At 63.4% G+C, this 22,662-nt stretch carries 18 protein-coding genes and 1 tRNA gene; 5 read left to right on the forward strand and 14 right to left on the reverse strand.

Features of this window, described 5'->3' with window-relative positions:
- Positions 1-119: 119 nt before the first annotated feature.
- Both B2790_RS07625 and B2790_RS07630 read right to left on the reverse strand, forming a co-directional pair.
- Positions 120-1,052: an NAD-dependent epimerase/dehydratase family protein gene (locus tag B2790_RS07625; protein ID WP_025337510.1), complete on the reverse strand. Its 933-nt coding sequence runs from the start codon at positions 1,050-1,052 to the stop codon at positions 120-122.
- A complete protein-coding gene (locus tag B2790_RS07630) occupies positions 1,045-1,929 on the reverse strand; it encodes a sugar nucleotide-binding protein (RefSeq protein WP_075044444.1) in 885 nt (294 codons plus the stop codon). The genes B2790_RS07625 and B2790_RS07630 overlap by 8 nt, the downstream gene beginning before the upstream one ends.
- A 264-nt stretch (positions 1,930-2,193) precedes the next feature.
- On the opposite strand from B2790_RS07630, the gene B2790_RS07635 reads away from it, so the two are divergent.
- The gene (locus B2790_RS07635; RefSeq protein WP_286918567.1) at positions 2,194-3,234 is read left to right on the forward strand and encodes a hypothetical protein; all 1,041 of its coding nucleotides are present in this window, start codon (positions 2,194-2,196) and stop codon (positions 3,232-3,234) included.
- Positions 3,235-3,251: 17 nt separating this feature from the next.
- Positions 3,252-4,046: a TSUP family transporter gene (locus B2790_RS07640; protein ID WP_085617784.1), complete on the forward strand. Its 795-nt coding sequence runs from the start codon at positions 3,252-3,254 to the stop codon at positions 4,044-4,046.
- 8 nt (positions 4,047-4,054) lie between these two features.
- On the opposite strand, the gene B2790_RS07645 is transcribed toward B2790_RS07640, so the two are convergent.
- Positions 4,055-4,864: a helix-turn-helix domain-containing protein gene (locus B2790_RS07645; RefSeq protein WP_025337507.1), complete on the reverse strand. Its 810-nt coding sequence runs from the start codon at positions 4,862-4,864 to the stop codon at positions 4,055-4,057.
- A gap of 178 nt (positions 4,865-5,042) precedes the next feature.
- On the opposite strand from B2790_RS07645, the gene B2790_RS07650 reads away from it, so the two are divergent.
- Positions 5,043-6,485, forward strand: a complete 1,443-nt coding sequence (locus B2790_RS07650; protein ID WP_025337506.1) for an alanine/glycine:cation symporter family protein — start codon at positions 5,043-5,045, stop codon at positions 6,483-6,485.
- Between the two features lie 72 nt (positions 6,486-6,557).
- The gene (locus B2790_RS07655; RefSeq protein ID WP_414708571.1) at positions 6,558-7,547 is read left to right on the forward strand and encodes an asparaginase; all 990 of its coding nucleotides are present in this window, start codon (positions 6,558-6,560) and stop codon (positions 7,545-7,547) included.
- 126 nt (positions 7,548-7,673) lie between these two features.
- Here B2790_RS07655 and B2790_RS07660 read toward each other — a convergent pair.
- The 9 genes from B2790_RS07660 to B2790_RS07700 form a co-directional block, all read right to left on the reverse strand.
- Positions 7,674-7,769 (reverse strand) — tRNA-Sec (locus tag B2790_RS07660).
- 6 nt (positions 7,770-7,775) lie between these two features.
- The gene (selB, locus tag B2790_RS07665; protein WP_286918570.1) at positions 7,776-9,698 is read right to left on the reverse strand and encodes a selenocysteine-specific translation elongation factor; all 1,923 of its coding nucleotides are present in this window, start codon (positions 9,696-9,698) and stop codon (positions 7,776-7,778) included.
- Complete coding sequence (gene selA, locus B2790_RS07670; RefSeq protein WP_286918571.1) at positions 9,695-11,122, reverse strand: L-seryl-tRNA(Sec) selenium transferase; 1,428 nt, start codon at positions 11,120-11,122, stop codon at positions 9,695-9,697. Before selA ends, selB begins: the two co-directional genes overlap by 4 nt.
- Before the next feature lie 162 nt (positions 11,123-11,284).
- Positions 11,285-12,211 (reverse strand): formate dehydrogenase accessory protein FdhE, encoded by a 927-nt coding sequence (fdhE, locus tag B2790_RS07675; protein WP_137162868.1) that lies wholly within the window; start codon positions 12,209-12,211, stop codon positions 11,285-11,287.
- A gap of 4 nt (positions 12,212-12,215) precedes the next feature.
- Complete coding sequence (locus B2790_RS07680) at positions 12,216-12,872, reverse strand: formate dehydrogenase subunit gamma (protein ID WP_075044437.1); 657 nt, start codon at positions 12,870-12,872, stop codon at positions 12,216-12,218.
- Positions 12,869-13,819 carry a formate dehydrogenase subunit beta gene (gene fdxH, locus B2790_RS07685; protein ID WP_085592035.1) on the reverse strand — a complete coding sequence of 317 codons (951 nt, stop codon included), beginning with the start codon at positions 13,817-13,819 and terminating at the stop codon, positions 12,869-12,871. The genes B2790_RS07680 and fdxH overlap by 4 nt, the downstream gene beginning before the upstream one ends.
- A complete protein-coding gene (fdnG, locus tag B2790_RS07690) occupies positions 13,819-16,887 on the reverse strand; it encodes a formate dehydrogenase-N subunit alpha (RefSeq protein ID WP_143516518.1) in 3,069 nt (1,022 codons plus the stop codon). The genes fdxH and fdnG overlap by 1 nt, the downstream gene beginning before the upstream one ends.
- Positions 16,888-17,153: 266 nt before the next feature.
- Positions 17,154-17,915 carry an SDR family NAD(P)-dependent oxidoreductase gene (locus B2790_RS07695; RefSeq protein WP_025337497.1) on the reverse strand — a complete coding sequence of 254 codons (762 nt, stop codon included), beginning with the start codon at positions 17,913-17,915 and terminating at the stop codon, positions 17,154-17,156.
- A 21-nt stretch (positions 17,916-17,936) separates the two neighbouring features.
- Complete coding sequence (locus B2790_RS07700; protein ID WP_286918572.1) at positions 17,937-18,722, reverse strand: sulfite exporter TauE/SafE family protein; 786 nt, start codon at positions 18,720-18,722, stop codon at positions 17,937-17,939.
- A 199-nt stretch (positions 18,723-18,921) separates the two neighbouring features.
- On the opposite strand from B2790_RS07700, the gene B2790_RS07705 reads away from it, so the two are divergent.
- Positions 18,922-20,304, forward strand: a complete 1,383-nt coding sequence (locus B2790_RS07705; RefSeq protein WP_137162865.1) for a PLP-dependent aminotransferase family protein — start codon at positions 18,922-18,924, stop codon at positions 20,302-20,304.
- Between the two features lie 329 nt (positions 20,305-20,633).
- Here B2790_RS07705 and B2790_RS07710 read toward each other — a convergent pair whose 3' ends face one another.
- Together B2790_RS07710 and B2790_RS07715 are read right to left on the reverse strand one after the other, a co-directional pair.
- Positions 20,634-21,173 (reverse strand): single-stranded DNA-binding protein, encoded by a 540-nt coding sequence (locus tag B2790_RS07710; RefSeq protein ID WP_051101244.1) that lies wholly within the window; start codon positions 21,171-21,173, stop codon positions 20,634-20,636.
- A 9-nt stretch (positions 21,174-21,182) separates the two neighbouring features.
- On the reverse strand, positions 21,183-22,577 hold the full coding sequence (locus B2790_RS07715; RefSeq protein WP_025337493.1) for an MFS transporter: 1,395 nt from the start codon (positions 22,575-22,577) through the stop codon (positions 21,183-21,185).
- Between the last annotated feature and the right edge of the window lie 85 nt (positions 22,578-22,662).

Here is a 22,662-nt window from a genome sequence, read left to right on the forward strand (position 1 = left end):
TGAGCCCTGTCAGCTACAGGACTCAGGCCACTGGCTACAACTGTCCACCTTTTCGGGGGCAGTCCATCTTGTGGGAGCTGGCTTGCCGGCGATAGGGGCGCAAAGCGCCCCCAAGCATTTCAGCCCTTGCCCAGAAGCCGCGACAAGCCCTCGACCATCGGCGTCGCCTGCGGAAACTCGAACCGCGCCAACAAGCGCTGGTTATCCGCCCGCGAATGGCGAATGTCACCCGAACGTGCCGCCACATAGCTGACCGCCGGCAAGCTACCCACCACCTTCTCAAGCGCTGCAAGCAACTGGTTGAGCGATGTGGCCTGGTTGAGGCCGATATTCACCGCCCCCTCCTCGACCTGCGGCTGCTCCAGCGCCTGCACCATCACCTGCACCAGGTCGCCCACGTAGAGAAAGTCCCGGGTCTGCTCGCCATCACCGAACACCGTAATCGGCAAACCCTTCACAGCGCGCTCGGAGAAGATGCTGATCACCCCGGAGTACGGCGAGGACGGGTCCTGGCGCGGCCCGAAGATATTGAAGAAGCGGAACACCACCGGCTCCAGGCCATGCTGGCGACGGTAGAAGTCCAGGTACTGCTCACTGGCCAACTTGTCCACGGCATACGGGGTCAGCGGCGCCTTGGGGGTGTCTTCGGCAATCGACTCGCCTTCACCATTGTTGCCATACACCGCCGCACTGGAGGCGAACAGCACCCGGCGCAGCCCATGCACGCGCATGGCTTCGCACACGTTGAGGGTGCCAATGAAATTGCTCTGGTGGGTCCGCACCGGGTCCTCGACCGAGGCCTGCACCGAGGCCACCGCTGCCAGGTGCACCACGGCACTGCAGCCAGCCGCAACCTGCGTGACCAGACCGGCATCGGCAACATCGCCTTCAACCAGTTCCAGGCGTGGGTGGCCGACCTGCAGGTTGCCCCGCTGGCCTGTGGAAAAGTCGTCGAGAATGCGTACGGCGTAGCCTTTGTCCAACAACGCATCGCACAGGTGGGAGCCAATGAAGCCGGCACCGCCGGTGATCAGGATGGGGGCGTCAGCCATGGCGGTAGAACCGGTCCAGTAGAGGCGGCAGGCCGGCGCGCCAGGCGCGCGGCTTGATGCCGAAGGTATGAAGGATTTTCTTGCAGGCCAGTACCGCGTGCTGCGGCTCTTCGCTGGCATCCGGCCGTGCGGCATGGGCCTGCGGCGTCGGCGCCTGCACGGCCAGCTGGCGGTACTGGCCTGCTTCGCTAAGGATCGCCTGGCCCAGCGCCAGCGGCGTGGTCGCCTCGTTGCCGGCGTAATGGTAGGTGCCCCACAGCGGCGCACTGCAATCGAGTTGCTTGAGCACCGACAGGATCACCCGGGCGGCGTCGTCGACCGGTGTCGGGTTGCCACGCCGGTCATCGGCCAGCAGCAGTTCCTGTGGTTGCTCGGCGCGGGTCAGGAAGCGGCCCAGCGCCCCGTCGATGCTTTCGTCGAGCAGCCAACCAAAGCGCAACAGCACGTGCTGCGGGCAAGCCGCGCGCACGCTCTGCTCGATGCGCCACAGGGCCTGGCCACGCAGGCCCAGCGGTACCGGCTCGTCCTTTTCGCTGTAGGCCGTGGCCCGCGAACCATCGAACACGCGGTAGCTGGAAGGCTGCACCAAGGTGATCTGGTGGTGCTGGCACAGCTCCGCCAACCGCTCCACAGCCCGCTCCTGCTGGGCCAGGCGCTGCTCACTGACCGACTCGGCCTGGAACCAGTCGAAGTAATAGGCCAGGTTGACCAGGGCATCGGGACGATGATCGTCGAGCAGCTGGGTGAGGCTGGCCGGCGTCCAGCCGTTCTCGGGCGGGCGCGGCGCCAGGAATGCGATGTCCTCCTCGGCCCCAAGACGAATCAGCGCTTGCCCGAGGGCATTGCCACCACCCAACAGCATTAGGCGCATACGCATAGAGTCAGCAGATCCGGAGAGGTTGATTGAAGGAAAGGGGCCATTTTGCGGTTTCCTGCCAGGGAAGTCCAACACCGGCCCCGTTCGATGCCACAGGCGGTAGTGATTCCAAAGTTCCACAGTTCAATAACACCACAGGCAGAAATCTCCTACGACATACCAGGAACGAGCTGACTTCCATGCCGCAGCACAACCGCATTGAATAGTTGACTCCCCCACTTGCCAACCGGGGAGCTTCACAAAAACAAGTACAGGGAACGTTCAATGCCTCGTTCGGAAGTTGCATACCTGGATTTCAGCCCGGAGCAAAGCAAGGCCATAACCTTTGCAAGCCAGACCATTGCTGACTTGGGTGGCCCGGAGACCAAAGGAGTAGCACTTCAGGCTCGTATATTCGCCGATCAACTCGAGCAAGCCTTGAGTGAGGAACAGCGTGCACTGTTACAACGCTTCAGTGAAGGCCAGCTATCTGCCTTGATGTACAGGCAGATGCCTTGTGCCAACGAGCCAATACCAGAGTACCTGCCCGACATTTCCGCCCTGGCGCAAAACCCTCGCTGCCAATACCTTGCCTCCCGCAATCAACTGCTGCTGGAGCTCGTGCGCTACCGCAGTTTCGCCTTCGATATAGACAACGATGGCAAACAGGTTCGCCTGGTCGGCAACTTCAAGGGCGGTGGCCGCGTCCCGCGGCTCGACGAAGATCCCTGCCTGGAAGTTGAAACCAGCTCGCATGCGGGCTTGCGCTTGGGGCCGCACACTGAAGCGCCCTACAACTGCTCGACAATTTCCACCAATGCCAACTCCCCTGCCCCCTCTGCACTGATTCTGACTGCGCGCTGGAACCCCGCCAATGAACCTACGAATGTCTTCCCGCTCCGGGAAATCATCGAACGCCTGGGTAGCCTGGACACACTTGCGCTGACTTCAACGTCTTTCGACTTCACCCGTAGTGACTGCTTCGCTCACGGACAGGGCAATGCAGGCAAAGCAGTTTCAATGCTGCAATTCGAGCCCAATGGTGGTTTCTCTGTTCGTTACAACAGCTATCGCTTCAGCCTGAATGAACGTGCCTGCAGCGCAGCGGCGCGCGCTTTCGACTCCTTTCAGAAAGCACTGGATAACGCCCGACCACTGGCGTTTGTCCTGCAGCCTGACAGCGCATTGTTGATCAACAACAGCCGAGCCTTGCACGGCCGCGACATGGTCCAGGACAACCGGCGGCTGCTCATCCGTCAATTCGGATACTCCCCCTTCGCAGTACCGTTGGTGCTCGCTGAAGACCCGCTGCTGGTGCGTGGCTGATCACAGGAAAACACCCAATGATCGAATTCGACGTAACGCTTGTTCTGACACTCGCACTGGTGGCACTGATGGCCGGCTTTTTCGATGCCATCGCCGGTGGTGGTGGCCTGATCACACTCCCGGTGTTGTTCATTGCCGGTATCGAACCTTTGGCGGCAATTGCCACCAACAAGTTCCAGGCGGCTTCGGCTACGGTTTCGGCTACGTGCGCCTTTGCCCGCAAAGGCATGATCGACTGGCGACGAGGCAGTCCAATGGCTGTCATGTCATTTATCGGCGGGGCGTTGGGTGCCTTGTCGATAACTTACGTGCCCAAAAGCGTTCTGCAGGCGTGCGTCCCACCACTGCTGATTCTGATAGCCGCCTACTTTGCCTTCAGCCCAAAGCCGAATGAACAAGCGCGCAAGGCAAAGGTATCAACCAGCCTGTTCTGCGTGGCGGTTGCACCGATCATTGGCTTTTATGACGGTATCTTCGGCCCTGGTGTCGGCTCGTTCTTCATGCTGGCCTGCGTGATCCTCTTGGGCCAGCACTTGATACAAGCCGTGTGCACCAGCAAGCTTTTGAACGCAGCCTGTAACCTGGGCGCATTGTCAGTCTTTTCACTGAGCGGGGCGATCATCTGGCCACTGGCGCTGGCAATGGCGTTCGCGGCTTTTGTGGGGGCTCAATTGGGCGCACGCTGCGCAGTGCACTTTGGCCCACGGCTGATCAAGCCATTGCTGGTCTGTGTTTGCTGCATCATGGCAATCAAGTTGCTGCTCGACCCAGGCAACCCTGTTGGCGAGTGGTTACATCAACTTGTTCTCTGAAAAAAGCATCACTCGATTTCGAACAGACTGTTACGCAACGGCCCCACGCTGAGGCGCTCACGCACATCGTCATCTATGCGGGGATCATCCGGCTGGTACAGTTTTACCTGCCGGTAGACATTTATGCGATTGATCTCCTCTCCCAGGTAGTCCCACACAACCCGAGTGCAGGCCGGGTTGCGCCGGTCTCCGCTGGATACGCCGGCCTTCAGGCCGTTGAGGCGGGTAATTCGGCTTTTGAAACTGGGGATGAGGATAGTCTGGCTCATTTCGTTGAACGTCAGCGACTCGTAATCGACCAGGAACATCCGGTCCTGCAACTGGAACGCCGCTCCCAGATAGCGGCAACGCACCTCGGCATGGGGGTTGGTGGCGCTGGAACGCTCCTGGCGTTCCTGGCGTTCGAAAAGGAACTGCCCGCGCTCCTCCCACAGGTGCACCAATGACACCAGGACCGTGCCCGGAACCGACATGCAGTTGGAATATTCCAGGTAGTAACCGCAATAGCGCGACAGGTTCCCCGCATGGGCGTGCAACGGACGGAACAGATCACTGATCGGGTCGCCAGGCTGCTCGGCCGGGGTCGACACGCGAGCACCGATCAGGCGGCTGAACTGCTCGGGTGGCAAATGCAATTCGTAATCTTCGACCCCGAAGAAATCGCCGATGCGCTTGAGGTTGTAGGCCGTCGGGCGGCTCTGCCCGCTCAGGTACTTGTTGAACTGCGCGCGGTTGATCGACAGCTGGCGGCAAACTTCGGAGATAGAGCGGTAGTGGCTGCAGGCCAGTTTGAGGTTGGTAGCGAAATGATCGCTCATGACTCGGGACTCAGGTGACGCGAATGGCGCAATTGTAGCATCAAGTTGCACCAAATCAGAGCAACCCGCGAAATTGTAACCGCTCTTGTCATAGCCAACCATGCGCCCCACGAATAGCGGTGCGCCTGCCGTCCGCTGGTCTTTCCACACGAACAATAAGAATCGAGGTCATTTTCCAATGCTCGAAGTACTCAACGATTTCCTCTCGGGGAAACTTCTCATTGTGCTGATCGTAGGGCTGGGTAGCTACTTCACCATCCGTTCCCGGTTCGTCCAGTTCCGCCATTTTGGCCACATGTTCGGTGTGTTCAAAGAATCGCTGCGTGGCCAGGCAGGCCAGCTGAGCTCCTTCCAGGCCCTGATGCTGAGCCTGGCCGGCCGCGTGGGCGCCGGTAACATCGCCGGTGTCGGCATTGCCGTGACACTGGGTGGACCAGGCGCTGTGTTCTGGATGTGGGTCACCGCACTGGTGGGCATGTCCAGCAGCTTCTTCGAATGCACCCTGGCCCAGGTCTACAAGCGCGCCGATGGCGACGGCCTGTACCGTGGTGGCCCGGCCTACTACATCCAGCACGGCCTCAAGCTGAAAAGCATGGCCATCGTGTTCTCGATCCTGCTGCTGGTCACCTACGGCTTCGCCTTCATCGGCCTGCAGTCGTACACCGTGACCCACTCGCTGCAGAACGCCTTTGCCTTCGACCCCAAGCACACCGGCATCGTCCTCGCCGTGCTGCTGGCCATCACCTTCATCGGCGGCATCAAGCGCATCGCCGCGGTGTCCGACCTGCTGGTACCGGTCAAGACCCTGGCCTACATCGGCGTAACCCTGTACGTGATCGGTACCCAGATCGAGCACGTGCCAGCCATGCTGGAAACCATCTTCAAGAGCGCCTTCGGCCTCGACCCGGCATTCGGCGGCCTGCTCGGCAGCGCCATCGTCATGGGCGTGAAGCGTGGTGTGTTCGCCAACGAAGCGGGCCTGGGCAGTGCGCCGAACGTCGCCGCCGTGGCCGCCGTGAAACACCCTGGTGCCCAGGGCGTTGTCCAGGCCTTCAGCGTGTTCCTCGACACCTTCGTGATCTGCACCTGCACCGCGTTGCTGATCCTGTTGTCGGGCTTCTACACCCCGGGCTTCGAAGGTGACGGCATCGTCCTGACCCAGAACTCGCTGGCCGCCGTGGTCGGTGACTGGGGCCGCGTGTTCGTCAGCGTGGCGCTGTCGCTGTTCGTCTTCACCTGCATCCTCTACAACTACTACCTGGGCGAGAACAGCCTGCAGTTCCTCAGCCGCAACCGCGTGGTACTGATGGTGTTCCGTGGCCTGGTGCTGGCGCTGGTGGTATGGGGTTCGATGCAAGACCTGTCGACCGTGTTCGCCTTCGCCGACATCACCATGACCTGCCTGGCCTTCGTCAACCTGGTGGCCCTGGCCCTGCTGTTCAAGGTCGGCCTGCGGGTGATGCGCGACTACGACGACCAGCGCAAGGCGGGCGTCGACCAGCCAGTGTTCGACTCGGCCAAGTTCACCGACCTGGACCTGGACCGCAATGCCTGGCCTGCCAATCCGCAGGCGGAAACCGCCACTGACAAAGCAGTCGGCCAAGCTCAGACGCAGCGCTGATATCCTCTCCTGCCCAGCCGCCCCGTCCGCGGGCGGCTTTTCTTTCTCCGCTCATCGCTACGGATGCTTTCCATGCGTGCAGTAAAGAATCTTCTCGTTCTCTATACCGGTGGCACCATCGGCATGCTCGAAACACCGGAAGGCCTGGCGCCGGCCGGTGGTTTCGAAGCGCGGATGCGTGAACACTTCGCCCAGCTGACCGATGCGCCCCAGGTGCAATGGACCCTGCAGGAACTGAACCCGCTGCTCGACAGCGCCAACATGCAACAGCACAACTGGCTGGCGATGCGCGATGCCATCGTCGCAGCGGTAGAGGTGGCTGGCCATGATGGCGTGCTGGTGCTGCATGGCACCGACAGCCTGGCCTACAGCGCCGCGGCATTGTCGTTCCTGCTGCTGGGCCTGCCGGTGCCGGTGCTGCTGACCGGCTCGATGCTGCCGGCGGGTAGCGCGGACAGCGACGCCTGGGACAACCTGTGCGGCGCACTGCGCCAGTTCGAACAGGGGCTGGAAGATGGCGTGCAGCTGTACTTCCATGGGCAGCTGCTGCATGGCTGCCGGGCGTCGAAGCTGCGCAGCGAGGCGTTCGATGCCTTTGCCGCGCTGCCGCGTCATCGTGACGGTGAGCGCGCCACGGCGATCCCAGCCGAACTTGGCTACAAGCACCCGCGCCAGCCGGTCAACCTGGCGGTAGTGCCGGTGTTCCCGGGCCTGCAGGCCGGGCACTTGCAGGCACTGCTGGGCAGCGGCGTGCAGGGGGTGCTGCTGGAGTGCTACGGCAGCGGTACAGGGCCGTCGGATGACCAGGCGTTGCTGGATGTGCTGAGCGCGGCACGCCAGCGGGGCGTGATGCTGGCGGCTATCAGCCAGTGCCCAGAGGGGTCGGTGGTGTTCGATACCTATGCGGCGGGTAACCGCTTGCGCGGGGCCGGGCTGGTCAGTGGCGGTGGCATGACCCGGGAGGCGGCGCTGGCCAAGATGGTTGCGTTGCTGGGGGCCGGGCTGGATGTCGACACGGCGGAGCGGTGGTTTGCCCTGGACCTGTGTGGGGAACGGGCCTGAGTGTTGCCTGGTCTGGCCCTATCGCCGGCAAGCCAGCTCCCACAGGGATAACACAAGGCCTGAGGCCTGTGGAGTACCTGTGGGAGCTGGCTTGCCGGCGATAGGGCCCTGACAGGCAAAAGAAAATGGCGGAAGGCAGCGGGAGTCGAACCTGCCCGGGAACGGCTGCCGTCCCCAACCGGGTTTGAAGCCCGGCCGCGCCACCGGGCGCGATTGCCTTCCTTGAACTCAGTGCCTGGCCTGCTGCTGGGCCAGGGCGCTGTCGGCGCGAATGTGACGCTGATCGGCCACCCTCCGGGTCAAGCCGATGCGGTCGAAGTACTCCAGAATCTGCACACTGCGCTTGCGACCGATGCCCAACATATCGCGAAACGCGGCAACCTGCACTATCGGCGTTTCACTGGCCTGCCCCAGCAGCAGCTCTGCCATGCGCTGTAGCGTCGCCTCGGGGTAGAACAGGTCACGCACCACCTGATGCACCATGCCCAACCGGGCCAGCTTGCGCAGCAACAGGCGCACATCGGCTTCGGCACAATTTTCCTCGCTCGCCAGCGTCCTGACCCAGGGCGGATCGTATTGCCCCGCCAGCAACTTCGGTTGCAGACTCGCCCATAACGCACTGTCTGCTTCGCTCAGCTGCACCTTGTGATCAGGCAGGTGCAGCCAAGGCCCGCTGCTGGCAATGGCGCCGTCCTCGAGCAACTCATCCAGCAGGCTGACAAAAGCGGGCCGCTCCAGCGGCAAGGCAACAAAGCGGCGCAGGCGGTCGCGGTCCGGGCCGAGCTGGTCGGGCTCCTGTTCATGGAACCGCGCCAGCTGCTCCAGCACCTGGCGCTTGAGTGCCTGCCACCGGGCACTGGCAAACAGCAGTTGGCCCTGCCGCGTGGCCACCACCAGCACGTCTTCCGGCAACTGCCAGGTTTCGCGCAGGCGATTGAACTGCCGCTCCAGACGCTGTGGGTCGATACCCCCTGGTGCGCTGGCGAGCAGTGCCGGCAAGGCCTGCTCCAGGTCCTCGGCATCACGCAGCACCTGCAATTGGCGCAGGCGCTCATCGCTGCGACGCTGACGGCTTGGCGCGAACGGGTCGAGCACCTTGCCGCCCCCCAGGGTGCGCTGGGCACGCTGGTCGCGCAGTACAAGACGGTCGCCGTGTACCGCCTGCAGCGGCGCGTTGAGCAGCAACTGACCGAACATGCGCTGGCCCGCCGCCAAGGTTTCACCTTCGAGCAAGGCCACCCGGGCGGTTACGTCCTGGGTGCCGAGGTGCACGTGCACAGCGCTGAAATGTTCGAAGGTACGGGTCTCGCCCGGCAACAGGTTCAGCTCGATATCCACCCGCACGCTGGGGGCGTGCAGCCACTCGGGCACCAGCCAGTCACCCCGGCGCACCTGCTCCACCGCCAGCCGTTCGGCAGCGATGTTCAGTGCCACCCGCTGGCCCGCCTCGGCCACCAGCGCGGCCTGGTTCTGCGCATGCAGGCCACGCACCCGCACCGGTTTGCCGGCCTTGCCCAGCAACAAGGTGTCGCCGGCACTGACCCGCCCAGCCAGCGCCGTGCCCGTGACCACCACACCCGCACCGGTAACGGCGAAGGCGCGGTCGACGGCCAGGCGGAAACCGCCACGCACGCTGCGCTGGCGCACGCGCTGTTGCGCGGCCAGCACGGCCTGGCGCAGGGCATCGATACCTTCGCCGGTCACACTCGACAACGGAAACTGCCGTGCATCAGCATATGGGCCCGGCGCCAGAAGCTCGCTGACCTGTGCCTGTACTTCGACCAGGCGGGCCGGCTCTACCCGGTCACATTTGCTGATCGCCACCAGGGTCTGAGGGATGCCCAGCAGCTCGATGATCGCCAGGTGCTCTCGGGTTTGTGGCATCACCCCATCATCGGCCGCCACCACCAACAGCACCAGGTCGATGCCGTGGGCGCCGGCCAGCATGTTGTGGATAAAGCGCTCATGGCCCGGTACATCGATGAAGCCGGTCAGTGCTGCCCCCTCGGTCAACGCCGCATAGCGATAGCCAAGGTCGATGGTCATGCCACGGGCGCGCTCCTCCTGGCGATGGTCACCGGCCTGGCCGGTCAGGGCCTGGAGCAATGCGGTCTTGCCGTGGTCGATGTGGCCGGCGGTACCAACGATCACTGTACCGGCCCCAATTGCAGGGCGGGCAACTGCGCCAGCCACTGGGCTTCGTCATCCAGCTGGCGCAGGTCCAGCCACAGTGCGTCATCGGCGATACGGCCGAGCACAGGCACCGGCAAGTCACGCAAGGCCCGCTCCAGCACATGCAGGCTGCGCCCGCGCAGCTTCTTCGACACCTGCGGGCGCAGGCACAACGCCGCGCTCGGCAGGCGGGCCACCGGTTGGCTGCCACTGCCAATCATGCCCAACGCCGGTTCCACACTGACCGCCCATTGTTCGCCGAGGCGGGCCTTGAGCTCTGGCGCCAGGCGCTCGGCCTGGGACTGGATTTCTAACTGGCTGCGGGTCAGCAGGCGCAGACTGGGCAGGCGCTCGGCCAGGCGGTCGGGGTTGCGGTACAGTGCCAGCACCGCTTCGAGTGCGGCCAGGGTGATCTTGTCGACCCGCAGCGCGCGCTTGAGCGGGTTCTTCTTGATCCTGGCGATCAGCTCCTTGCGCCCGACGATGATTCCGGCTTGCGGCCCGCCCAGCAGTTTGTCGCCGCTGAAGGTGACGATATCGGCGCCGTCAGCCAGGGCCTGGCGCACGGTCGGCTCGGCGGGCAGGCCCCAGCGGGTAAGGTCAAGCAGGCTGCCGCTGCCAAGGTCTTCAAGCAACGGCAAGTCATGTTGGTGGGCGATGCGCGCCAGTTCGGCGGTGGGCACCTGGGTAGTGAAGCCCTGGATGCTGTAGTTGCTGCAATGCACCCGCATCAGCAGGCCGGTACGTGGGCTGATCGCGGCCTCGTAGTCACGGGCGTGGGTGCGGTTGGTGGTGCCGACTTCGTGCAGCTTCACGCCGGCGCGAGCCATGATGTCGGGGATGCGGAAGGCACCGCCGATCTCGATCAGTTCACCGCGGGAGATGATCCCCTCCTTGCGCGCGCCCAGGCTGTTGAGCGCCAGCAGCACGGCGGCGGCGTTGTTGTTGACCACGGTGACGGCTTCGGCGCCGGTCAGCTCGCGGATCAGGCCTTCGATCAGGTCGTCACGGTCGCCGCGCTTGCCGGTGGCCAGGTCGAATTCCAGGTTGAGCGGGTAGCGGGCGGCGGTCTGCATGGCCTCGATGGCCTCCTCTGGCAACAAGGCGCGGCCTAGGTTGGTGTGCAACACGGTGCCGGTGAGGTTGAACACACGGCGGACCTGGCTGCGTTGCTGGGTGGCCAAACGTTCGCCAGTGCGGCCCAGCAGGACTTCAGCGGCCAGTTCGGCAGCGCTGAGCTGGCCGGTGCGGGCGGGGTCGCGCAGATCGTCGAGCAGTTGCCGCAGGGTGGCGAGGACCGCGTCGCGACCGTGGCGGTCGATCAGCGGGAGGCAGGCCGGGTGGCGCAAAAGGGTGTCGATGGAGGGCAGGCGTGGGGTGTCGCTGGCTAGGCTGGAGGACATGCGGTACTACCTTGGACTGATCCGTTGTCTGTACTGGCCTCTTCGCGGCGGTTCGACATGCCCGCTCCCACAGGGTTCTCCACAGGTCTCGAGGCCTGCACAGGTCCTTGTGGGAGCGGGCGTGCCCGCGAAAAGGGCGACTCGGTACTGCAGTGTAGACCCTCACCCACTACCCGGTGCGAGCATCAGGTTCGGTGCCAACCGATGGAAGCCCTCCTCGTCCAGGCGAATGTCCAGTGCCAGGCTGGCCAGGTCATCGGCCAGCGGCTCGGCCGCCGCATCGTTTTCCAGGTAGTTCTGCTTCAGGTAGCTCTCGCACTCCGGGCAGCACTCTGCCCGTAGCGGCGCCTTGCCCGGCGCATGGCGGTCATCGTCAAGGCTGGTATAGCGCAGGTCCTTGCTCGACTCGCAGTACACGCATTTGACCCGCACCACATGCCATTCGCAGGCACACAGCGAACAAGCCAGGTAGCGCAGGCCATTGTGTTTGCCGCGGTTGCGCACCACCCCGGCCATCGCCGGCGAACCGCAGGCCGGGCACTGGGCCAGGCTGTCGGCGGGCTTGAGCTCTGGCGCAGGCAGCGCCAGCAACCAGCTGGACCAGGCCGCCTGCAAGGCCGCCCCAATGAACGGTACCAGCGCCGCAGGCACGGCATCGTACTGACCGGCAAGCAAGGCGATGCCCCAACCCTTCCTTTGACTGTCCTCACTGCTGCGCAGGACTTGCAGCGCCTCCTCCACTGGGCCGCTGGCCTGCGCATTGAAGTGCTCGAGCAAGTCCTGCAACCAGACCAGCCACGGCCCTTCACGCACCAGGCTGTCCGCCGCCAGTGGCGGCAAACCATGACTTATGCACAGGCGCTGACGCTCCTCGGCCACCGGCATGCCAGCGGGCGGGTTATCCACAAGCTGCTGCTGGATACGGCACAAACGAGCCACCAGCTTCAGGTATTCGCCAAGGGCATTGCCCTCGGCCAGCTGCTCCAGGCGCGCGGCGCGCAGTTCGAACAGGTTGGCAGGGGGCAGGTGCAGAAACGGCGGCATCACTGCCGACGCTTCGATCTGCCCGGGTTCGAGTATCGTGCTCAAGCGCTCATCCTTCTTTTCGTCCGTGATTGCCCGGCGTCTTGTCACCGGTCACTTCGCGGTACCACAACTCATGGTGCTTGCGCGCCCAGGCGCGGCTGACCCAGCCATGCAGCATGGCGCCGATCGAGCCCTTGATCCAGATGCCCGCGTAGATGTGCACGATGATGCTGAGGATCAGCACGAACGCCGCCAGGGCGTGGAGCAGCGCGGACAGCCGAATGACCTCGATGCCGAACAAATGGCTGAAGTATGCGCGCCAGATCACCACGCCGCTGACCAGCAGAACCAGCATGCACACCAGCAGGGTCCAGAACAACAGCTTCTGCCCGGCGTTGTACTTGCCGATCGGTGGCACACCCTCCTCCTTGTTGAGCATCACCCGGTCCACGCGGCGCAGCCACAGGCGGTCGTTGGCAGTGATGAAGTTGGCCCGCCAGAAACGCAGCACCAAGCCGAGGAAGAACACGAACATCGCCACCCCGATGAAGGGGTGCAGGATGCGTGTCCACGGCCCACCGCCGAACAGGTTGCTGAGCCAGAACAGCGCCGGATGAAACAGCGCCAGCCCCGACAGACCAGCCAGGACGAACAGGATCGCGACGACCCAGTGGTTGCTGCGCTCGTTGGCGTTGTAGCGCAGGATGGGTTTGTTGTCGTTCATGGTCGCTGCTCCCCTTGCCCGCCGGGCTTGGTCGGATCATAGACATGGACCGACGGGTCCACCTGGTGCACGCTTTCATCCGCAGGTGCCGGGTGTTCGTCCTCCTCCACCCGCTGTGGCCCGACCCGCACATAGTGGAAGAACCCGGCCAGCACCGCCGCGCCCATGGCCAGCAGCGCCAGCGGCTTGGTGAAGCCCTTCCACAGCCCCACCAGCGGGCTGATCACCGGCTGGTCCGGCAGGCCGGCGTACAGCTTCGGCGTGTCGGCATGGTGCAGCACGTACATCACATGGGTGCCACCGACGCCGTCCGGGTCGTACAGCCCGGCCTTGTCGTAGCCCCGCGACTGGAGGTCGACGATACGCTCGGCGGCATGCACCTTCATCTCGTCCTTGGTGCCGAACACGATGGCCCCGGTCGGGCAGGTTTTCACGCAGGCCGGCTCCAGGCCCACGGTCACGCGGTCGGAACACAGGGTGCACTTGTACGCCTTGTGGTCCTTCTGCGAGATGCGCGGGATGTTGAACGGGCAACCGGTGATGCAGTAGCCGCAACCAATGCAGTGGTCCTGGTTGAAGTCGACGATGCCGTTGGCGTGCTTGATGATCGCCCCCGGGCTCGGGCAGGCCTTCAGGCAACCTGGCTCGGCGCAGTGCATGCAGCCGTCCTTGCGAATCAACCACTCCAGGTTGCCGTCGTCGCGCTCGTGCTCGGTGAAGCGCATCAGGGTCCAGGTCTCGGCGGTGAGGTCCTGGGGGTTGTCGTAGGTGCCGTGGTTGTGGCCGACCTCGTCACGCAGTTCGTTCCACTCCGAACACGCCACCTGGCAGGCCTTGCAGCCGATGCACTTGGTGGTGTCGATCAGCTTGGCGACTTCCTGCTGCTGGCGTACCGAAGGCGGTACGGTGGTGGTGGCCGAGCGGGCGATGATGTCTTGGCTGGCCATCAGAGTTTCTCCACTTTGACGAGGAACGACTTGGACTCTGGCGTCTGGGTATTGCCGTCACCCAGGAAAGGCACCAGGGTGTTGGTCAGGTAGCCATGCCGCGTAGCCCCGGTGAAGCCCCAGTGCAGCGGGATGCCGATCTGGTGCACGGTCTGGTTGTTGACCTTGAGCGGGCGAATCCGCTTGGTCACCACTGCCACCGCCTCGATGTGCCCGCGCTTGCTCGACACCCGCACCCGGTCACCGGCCTTGATACCTTTCTCGTTGGCCAGCACCTCGCCGATTTCGACGAACTGCTCGGGCTGGGCAATGGCGTTGAGCCGGCAATGCTTGCTCCAGAAGTGGAAGTGCTCGGTCAGCCGGTACGTGGTCGCCGCGTACGGGAACTCGTCGTGCTTGCCGAGGCTGTCCCACACCGAGTCGAAGACCCGCCCGGCCGGGTTGCTGGTGGCCTTCTTGTTCTGCGGGTGCAGCGGGTTGATGCCAATCGGCGTCTCGAACGGCTCGTAGTGCTCGGGGAACGGGCCTTCGGCCATCTTGTCGATGGCGAAGAAGCGCGCCACGCCTTCGGGGTTCATGATGAACGGGTTCATCCCCGCCTCGGGCGGCGAGTCGACCTTGAAGTCGGGCACGTCGGTGCCGGTCCAGGCCTTGCCGTTCCACCACACCAGGCGCTTCTTCTCCGGGTCCCACGGCTTGCCTTGCGGGTCGCTGGAGGCACGGTTGTAGAGGATGCGGCGGTTGGCCGGCCAGGCCCAGGCCCAGTTCTGCACCTGGTGCATGCCGTACGGGTCGCTGTTGTCACGGCGAGCCATCTGGTTACCCTGCTCGGTCCAGCTGCCGGCGAAGATCCAGCAGCCGGACGCGGTGCTGCCGTCGTCCTTGAGCTGGCCAAAGCCCGCGAGTTGCTGGCCGGCCTTGAGCACTGCGCCAGTCGGGTCGGTGACGTCGGCCACCGCCCAGCCGTTCATTTCCTTGGCCAGTTCCTCCGGGGATGGCTCTTCAGGGACCTTGTATGGCCAGTTGATGTTCATCAGCGCATCAGGGTAGGCGCCGCCCTCGGCCTGGTAGCGTTGGCGCAGGCGCAGGAACAGCTCGCTCATGATGTGAACGTCGGTGCGGGTCTCGCCCGGGCCGTCGGCGCCCTTCCAGTGCCACTGCAGCCAGCGGCTGCTGTTGACCAGCGAGCCGTCTTCCTCGGCGAAGCAGGTGGTGGGCAGGCGGATCACTTCGGTCTGGATGTTGGCCGTGTCGACATCATTGAACGGCCCGGCGTTGCGCCAGAACTCCGAGGTCTCGGTGGCCAGCGGGTCCATGATTACCAACCACTTGAGCTTGCCCAGGGCCGCGGTGACGCGGTTCTTGTCCGGCAGCGCGGCAATCGGGTTGAAGCCCTGGCACATGTAGCCGTTGACCTTGCCCTGGCCCATCATCTCGAACATGCGCAGCACATCGTAGGCCGGCACGTCGAGCTTGGGCAGCCAGTCGTAGCCCCAGTTGTTCTCTGCGGTGGCATTGGCGCCGTACCAGGCCTTCATCAGGCTGACATGGAACTTGCCGTAGTTCTGCCAGTACGACAGTTGGCCAGGGCGCAGTGGCTTGGAGGCGCGCTTGTCGATATAGGCGGCATAGTCCTGCTCGGCATCGCCGGCCAGGGTCAAGTAACCCGGCAACGAGTTGGACAGCAGGCCGAGGTCGGTCAGGCCCTGGATGTTGGAGTGCCCGCGCAAGGCGTTGACCCCGCCACCCGGCATGCCGACGTTACCCAGCAGCAACTGCACCATGGCCGCACTGCGGATGATCTGTGCGCCGATCGAGTGCTGCGTCCAGCCAAGCGCATAGAGGATCGTCATGGTCTTGCCCGGTACCGAGCAGGTAGCGATCTCTTCCCAGATCTTCAACATGGCGTCCTGCGGCATGCCACAGGTCATGCTCGCCAGTTCCGGGGTATAGCGGCTGTAGTGCTGCTTCATCAGCTGGAACACGCAGCGCGGATGCTGCAGGGTCGGGTCGACCTTGGCAAAACCGTCCTCACCCAGCTCGTAACCCCAGCCGGACTTGTCGGCATACACGCGCTTGGCCTCGTCGTAGCCGCTGAACAGGCCATCCTCGAAGCCATAGTTCTCTTTGACGATGAACGACACGTCGGTGTAGTTGCGCACGTACTCGTGTTGGATCTTGTCGTTGCTCAGCAGGTAATTGATCAGCCCGCCCATGAAGGCGATGTCGGTACCGGTACGGATCGGTGCGTAGTAGTCCGCCACCGAAGCGGTACGGGTAAACCGCGGGTCGACCACGATCAGCCGCGCCTTGTTGTGCGCCTTGGCCTCGGTCACCCACTTGAAGCCGCACGGATGCGCTTCTGCTGCGTTGCCACCCATCACCAGGACCAGATTCGCGTTGGCGATATCGGACCAGTGGTTGGTCATGGCGCCACGGCCGTACGTCGGGGCAAGACTTGCCACCGTCGGGCCATGTCAGACACGAGCTTGGTTATCGAACCCCAGCATGCCTGTTGCGCGGACGACCTTGTGGGTCAGGTAGCCAGCCTCGCTGGAGGCGGCGGAAGCAGCGAGAAAACCGGTGGTGAGCCAGCGGTTGACCGTTTGCCCCTGGGCGTTCTTTTCGATGAAGTTGGCGTCGCGGTCCTGCTTCATCAGGTCGGCGACGCGATCGAGCGCCTCGTCCCAGCTGACCCGCACCCACTCCTTGCTGCCAGGCTTGCGTACCTCGGGGTACTGCAGGCGGCTCGGGCTGTGGATGAAGTCCAGCAGGCCAGCGCCTTTCGGGCAGAGGGTGCCGCGGTTGACCGGGTGGTCGGCGTCACCTTCGATATGGATGATGTTCTGTTTGACGTTCTTGCCCGCATCGCCCTGGCTGTACATGATCAGGCCGCAGCCGACCGAGCAGTAGGGGCATGTGTTACGGGTTTCTTTGGTATGCGCCAGCTTGAAGTGACGCACCTGCTCGGCGAATGCTGGTGTCGGGGCCATGCCCAACGCCGCAAGGCTCGAGCCTCCAAGGCCGACGGCGGCGACCTTGAAGAACTGCCGACGGTTCAGGTCCATCGTGCACTCCTGATCAGGTGGTGGACGCACGGAACATGGCCGGCGCCTCTTGGTAGTCACGGTGGCGGCCAATTGATGGCCGCCAACAGTTAAGACTAGCCAAGAATCGAGAAGGTGCGATGACATGGGTCAGCTGAGGGCGCTGTGTTGCCTGATTCGCGGGTAAACCCACAGGTACTGCACATGCCCGAAGCAGGGCGCTATTCCTGTGGGAGCGGGCGAGCCCGCGAACACCGGCAACGCCGGTGCCATCCACCACCAGCCGATCAGCAAGCCGGCAGGTTGCGCACCACGTTCAGCGCCGCACTGCTCTGGGCCACCGGCATGATCTCGATGGTATTGATGTTCACATGGGCCGGCTGCTCGGCAATCCAGGCCACCGTGGCCGCGATGTCCTCGGGCAGGATGGCCTCCACATCCCGATACAGCGCCTGCACGGCATCCAGGTCACCGTTCAGGCGCACCACCGAGAAATCGGTCCCCGAGCACAGCCCTGGCTCGATGTTGCTCACTCGCACGCGGGTGCCCGCCAGGTCGGCGCGCAGGTTGAGGCTGAACTGGCGGACAAAGGCCTTGCTGGCGCCATACACGTTACCGCCCGGGTAGGGGTAGGTGCCGGCGATCGAGCCGATGTTGATGATCATGCCGCTGTCGGCTTCCACCATCTGCGGCAGGATCTTGTGGGTGACCATGGCCAGGCCGGTGATGTTGGTGTCGATCATCCGCTGCCAGTTTTCCGCACTGCTGGCCTGGGCACGGTCCACGCCCAGCGCCAGCCCGGCATTGTTGACCAGCAGGTCGATCTGCAGCGAAGCATCACGAATCTGCTCGACCGCCGTCTCGAGCGACACCGGGTCGGTGACATCCAGCGCCAGCGGAATGAAATTGACGCCCAGCTCGGCCTCCAGCGCTTGCAGCTTGTCCATGCGCCGGGCACCACCGATCACGCGGTAGCCTTTGCCGATCAAGGTACGGCAGATGGCGCGGCCAAAGCCCGAGGAGGCGCCGGTTACGAATGCGGTTTTCATCAGTTGTCTCCTATGGAAGGGTCAGGCCAGGTACTTCACGCCCAGGCTGGTGAACAGGCAGAGCATCGAGAACACCAGCGCCTTGCGCACCACTTCGTTGCCCTTGCGCAGGGCCAGTGCGCTGCCCAGGTGGTTACCGAGGATGTTGCAGGCCACCAGCGGCAACGCCAGCAGGTAGACGACCTTGCCGGCAATGACGAAGGCCACCAGGGCGCCGATGTTGGACGCGAAGTTGAAGGTTTTGGAGTTGGCCGAGCTGGAGACCAGGTCCATGCGCAGCAGGTAATGGAAAGCGATGATGAACATGCTGCCGGTACCGGGGCCGAAGAAGCCGTCATAGAAACCGATGGCCAGGCAGGTCAGCGGGACCACGGTGAACAGCATGCGCGATGACAGTTCGCGCTCTTCGACCGGGCGGTCCTTGGGGGTGAGGAAGATGAGGATGCCGAAGGGGATCAGCCCCAGGATGATCTTGCCTACGGTTTCCTGGGGGATCGACACGATCAGGTGCGCCCCCAGGTAGGCACCGAGCAGCGAGAACGGCACGCCGACCAGCGCCACCTTCCAGACCATCTTGCTGTTGGCCAGGAAGTTGCGGATGGCCGCCAGCGTGCCGAGGGTACTGACGAGTTTTTCCTGGCCAAGGGCAACCTGGGGTGGCATGCCAACCAGCAGAAAGCCCGGAACCAGGAACAGCCCACCACCACCGGCAATGCTGTCGACGAAGCCGGCAACGAAGGCAATCGCCCCGAGCATGAGGATCGCCAGCAACCAGTGTTCCGCCCAGAAAGCGCCCAGAATTTCCATAGCAACGTCCATCCAGTGGAGTGTCATGCCAAGCACAACGTGAGTGCGCTTGCCCCAATCAGCGCGGTGATTGTAATTACAGCAATTGAATCGATTCAATCATAAATTAAATCGACTCAATAGCGAGGATTACCATCATTACCCCTATCTTGGCTTTCATGCTAGGCTGCGCGCACTTGCAGAATCTGGTGCCATTTCCATGTGGGTCCCTCAATACGGCGATCAAACCCAGCCGGTTTACCTGATGATCGCTAATGCCCTTGAACAGGACATCGAAAGTGGTCGGCTTGCAGCAGGCGATCGCTTGCCCACCCTCAAAGACCTTGCCGAGGCATTGAATGTAACCCCCGGCACCGTTGGAAGAGCCTACGACGAAGCCGCCAAGCGCGGCCTGGTGGTTGGAGAGGTAGGCCGTGGCACATTTGTCAGACAGTTGCGACAGCGGTTATCCGCCCCGTCGGCGCCCGCCCCCGTTACTGGCGAAAGCAGCCAGATCGACCTGTCGATCATCAAACCCAACGATGCCCACATGAGTGAGTGGCTGGGTGCGGCGATCAGCGAGCTGGCCACCTCTGCGGACCTGGGACAGGTCCTCGACTATGTGACAGAAGGTGGTCACACCTCCCACAAACAAGCAGGTGCAGACTGGATTCGGCGCTGGCTGCCTGGCGCGCGCTGGCAACAGGTTGTACTGACCTCTGGCGCACAGCATGGACTATTGGTGGCCATCAGCAGCCTGTCGAAGAGCGACGATGTGGTGCTGTGCGAATCGTTCTGCTACCCAGGCATCATCTCCCTGGCCCACAGCATGGGCCGCCGCCTGCGTGGCGTGGCCATGGACGAGCATGGCCTTATTCCCGAGGCATTGCGTGCGGCCTGCCTGGAGCATCGCCCTTCCCTGTTGGTGTGTGTCACCACCCACCAGAACCCCACCAACTCGATCATGCCCCACGCACGGCGCCAGGCCATCGCAGAGATCGCCCGCGAGTTCGACCTGTTCATCGTCGATGACGATATCTACGGCTTCCTTGAACCCGCACCGGATTACCAGCCACTAGCGGCGTATGCGCCAGAACGTTCGGTGTATCTCACCAGCCTGTCCAAAAGTGTGCTGCCGGCGCTGCGTATCGGTTACCTGTACGCCCCACCGCAAACCCTCTCGCGGCTATCGTCGATGGTACGCAGCAGCGTCTGGATGCCATCGCCGTTGATGGCACAACTGGCCAGCAACCTGATCAACAGCGGCATGGCCGACCAGCTGGTGCAGGCACAACAGGACGAGGCGGCCGCGCGCCAGCAAATGGCCCGGGAGATCCTTGGCAAGTACAAGATCCGCAGCCAGCCCAACAGCTTCCACATCTGGCTGGAGTTGCCGGAGCCGTGGACCAGCGACGAATTCGCCAACCTGGCGCGTAACAACGGCGTCACGGTAGTCAGTGGCAGCCAGTTCCTGCCAGAACGCAGCCACGCCAACTGCGGCGTGCGCATCGCCCTGATGGCCCCCAGCCGCCAGGAACTGGGCTTTGCCCTGACCAAGCTGGTCAGCTTGCTGGACTCGCCGGAGCCACGGTTGTTTTATTGAAGCGCTGGCTGCACCCGCCCTCACAGGATTGCGCCGTAGCAGAAACCCACGCAACCTGTGGGAGCGGGCATGCCCGCGAACACCGGCGTAGCCGGTGCCATCCATTGCATCGCCTGCTTCGCGGGCTTGCCCGCTCCCACAGGGTACGTGCTATTGCCCATGAAAAAGCTTCATCACCAAATGCTGAAAATTAGCAACCGGTGATGTGCTCGCCGGGAGATGAGCACCTGGCAGCCCTCACCTTCTCTTCTGGCATTCCCCACAAATGAAAAAACCCAGGGCAACTCTGCCCTGGGTTTCTGGCCCTGCTAGACGCTAACCCGCTCTGATCAGAACGGAATATCGTCATCGAAGCTGTCAAAATCCGCCGCCGGCTGCGGGGCGGGCTGCTGCGGTGCCGGGCGCTGAGGCGCCTGTTGCGGGCGCGGGGCCTGCTGGCGTGGGGCCTGGTTGTACTGCTGCTGGCCGCCACCGTAGTTGCCGCCACCCTGGTTGTACGGGTCACCGCCCTGCTGCTGATTCTGCGGACGACCGCCGAGCAGCTGCATGGTGCCGTTGATGTCGACGATGATCTCGGTGGTGTAGCGCTTGATGCCGTCTTTTTCCCACTCGCGGGTCTGCAGCTTGCCTTCGATGTAGCACTGCGAACCCTTGCGCAGGTATTCGCCGGCGATTTCGGCAACCTTGCCGAACAGCGACACACGGTGCCACTCGGTACGCTCGACCTTCTGGCCCGACTGCTTGTCGGTCCACTGCTCGCTGGTAGCCAGGCTCAGGTTGGTCACGGCGTTACCGTTGGGCAGGTAGCGGACTTCGGGATCCTGGCCACAGGTGCCGACCAGAATGACTTTGTTAACCCCACGGGCCATAACGTTCTCCTAGGCTTCGCACGCCGAAGAGGCCGGGTTCACCAGGCGCTCGAGGGTCGTACGGTCCAAAATTTTCGTATCCAGTTTGATATAGATGGCGGCTTCTTCCGCCACCACGACGGCGTCGGTCACACCTGGCACAGCCATCAGGCGCTCGGTCAGGCCGGCTTCCCGGACTGCCTCTGGCGTCAGCGGCATGCGCAGGCTGGTCACATAGGGCGGCTCGTTCATGCGCAAGGCGACGACCAACCAGATGGCACACAGTACCGCACAACCGAGGAACACCATGTTCAGCCCGCCGTGCTGGAACAACCAGCCACCGAGGATTCCTCCCAGGGCAGCGCCGAGGAACTGGCTGGTGGAGTAGACCCCCATTGCCGTCCCCTTGCCACCTGCAGGCGACACCTTGCTCACCAGCGAAGGCAGCGATGCCTCCAGCAGGTTGAATGCAGTAAAGAATACCACGGTGCCGATCACCAGTCCGCGCAAACCGTCAGCCCACTGCCAGAAGAACACCTCCACCAGCAGCAACACACTGACCGCCCCGGCCAGCACGCGTTTCATCTTGCGCTTTTTTTCGCCATAGATGATGAACGGGACCATTGCAAAAAATGAGATGAACAACGCGGTCAGGTACACCCACCAGTGCTGCTCCTTCGGCAGGCCGCCGCGCTCGACAAAGGCCAGTGGCAATGCGACGAAGCTGGCCATGAGGATGGCGTGGAGAATGAAGATGCCCACATCCAGGCGCAGAAGGTCCGGATGGCGCAGGGTCGGGCCGATGGCCTGGCGCGCCACACCCGACTCACGGTGCTGCAGGATGCTGTGGGTATTGGGCACCACAAAGGCGATCAGCAGGATGCCGACCAGGGCAAGTCCTGCCGTGGCGAGGAACAATCCTGACAAGCCAAAGGCACGAGTCAGCAATGGGCCAACGACCATGGCGACAGCAAACGACAGGCCGATGCTCATGCCGATCATGGCCATGGCCTTGGTCCGGTGCTGCTCGCGCGTGAGGTCGGACAGCAGCGCCATGACCGCAGCGGAAATCGCCCCGGCGCCCTGCAGGATACGCCCGGCGATCACTCCCCAGATGGAGTCGGCCTGGGCCGCCAATACACTACCCAGGGCAAAGATGACCAACCCCAGGTAAATCACCGGCCGGCGGCCGATACGATCGGAAATCATCCCGAACGGGATCTGCAATACGGCCTGCGTCAGGCCATAGGCACCAATGGCCAGGCCGATCAGCGCAGGCGTGGCACCGGCCAGGTCCATCCCGTAGGTGGCCAGCACCGGCAAGACCATGAACATGCCCAGCATACGAAAGGCAAAGACCAGGGCCAGGCCGCCAGCGGCGCGGGTTTCGCTGCCACTCATGCGTTCGTTGTGGGTGTCGTGCATGGATTAATCTCGTGTGAACCGGCGGCGATTCTATCAGTCCGACAGCTTGACGGCATCTACGCGACGCTTTGCCGCGTACTGGCAG

The sequence above is a fragment of the Pseudomonas sp. UBA6753 genome (assembly GCF_002453565.1).
GTDB lineage: Bacteria > Pseudomonadota > Gammaproteobacteria > Pseudomonadales > Pseudomonadaceae > Aquipseudomonas > Aquipseudomonas putida_Z.

Coding starts and splice junctions, on each gene's coding strand:
- B2790_RS07680 (WP_075044437.1), bottom strand. CDS start 12,872: ATGAACGACAACAAACCCATCCTGCGCTACAACGCCAACGAGCGCAGC.
- B2790_RS07640 (WP_085617784.1), top strand. CDS start 3,252: ATGATCGAATTCGACGTAACGCTTGTTCTGACACTCGCACTGGTGGCA.
- B2790_RS07715 (WP_025337493.1), bottom strand. CDS start 22,577: ATGCACGACACCCACAACGAACGCATGAGTGGCAGCGAAACCCGCGCC.
- selA (WP_286918571.1), bottom strand. CDS start 11,122: ATGTCCTCCAGCCTAGCCAGCGACACCCCACGCCTGCCCTCCATCGAC.
- B2790_RS07700 (WP_286918572.1), bottom strand. CDS start 18,722: ATGGAAATTCTGGGCGCTTTCTGGGCGGAACACTGGTTGCTGGCGATC.
- B2790_RS07645 (WP_025337507.1), bottom strand. CDS start 4,864: ATGAGCGATCATTTCGCTACCAACCTCAAACTGGCCTGCAGCCACTAC.
- fdxH (WP_085592035.1), bottom strand. CDS start 13,819: ATGGCCAGCCAAGACATCATCGCCCGCTCGGCCACCACCACCGTACCG.
- B2790_RS07650 (WP_025337506.1), top strand. CDS start 5,043: ATGCTCGAAGTACTCAACGATTTCCTCTCGGGGAAACTTCTCATTGTG.
- B2790_RS07630 (WP_075044444.1), bottom strand. CDS start 1,929: ATGCGTATGCGCCTAATGCTGTTGGGTGGTGGCAATGCCCTCGGGCAA.
- B2790_RS07705 (WP_137162865.1), top strand. CDS start 18,922: ATGTGGGTCCCTCAATACGGCGATCAAACCCAGCCGGTTTACCTGATG.
- B2790_RS07625 (WP_025337510.1), bottom strand. CDS start 1,052: ATGGCTGACGCCCCCATCCTGATCACCGGCGGTGCCGGCTTCATTGGC.
- B2790_RS07695 (WP_025337497.1), bottom strand. CDS start 17,915: ATGAAAACCGCATTCGTAACCGGCGCCTCCTCGGGCTTTGGCCGCGCC.
- B2790_RS07710 (WP_051101244.1), bottom strand. CDS start 21,173: ATGGCCCGTGGGGTTAACAAAGTCATTCTGGTCGGCACCTGTGGCCAG.
- B2790_RS07635 (WP_286918567.1), top strand. CDS start 2,194: ATGCCTCGTTCGGAAGTTGCATACCTGGATTTCAGCCCGGAGCAAAGC.
- B2790_RS07655 (WP_414708571.1), top strand. CDS start 6,558: ATGCGTGCAGTAAAGAATCTTCTCGTTCTCTATACCGGTGGCACCATC.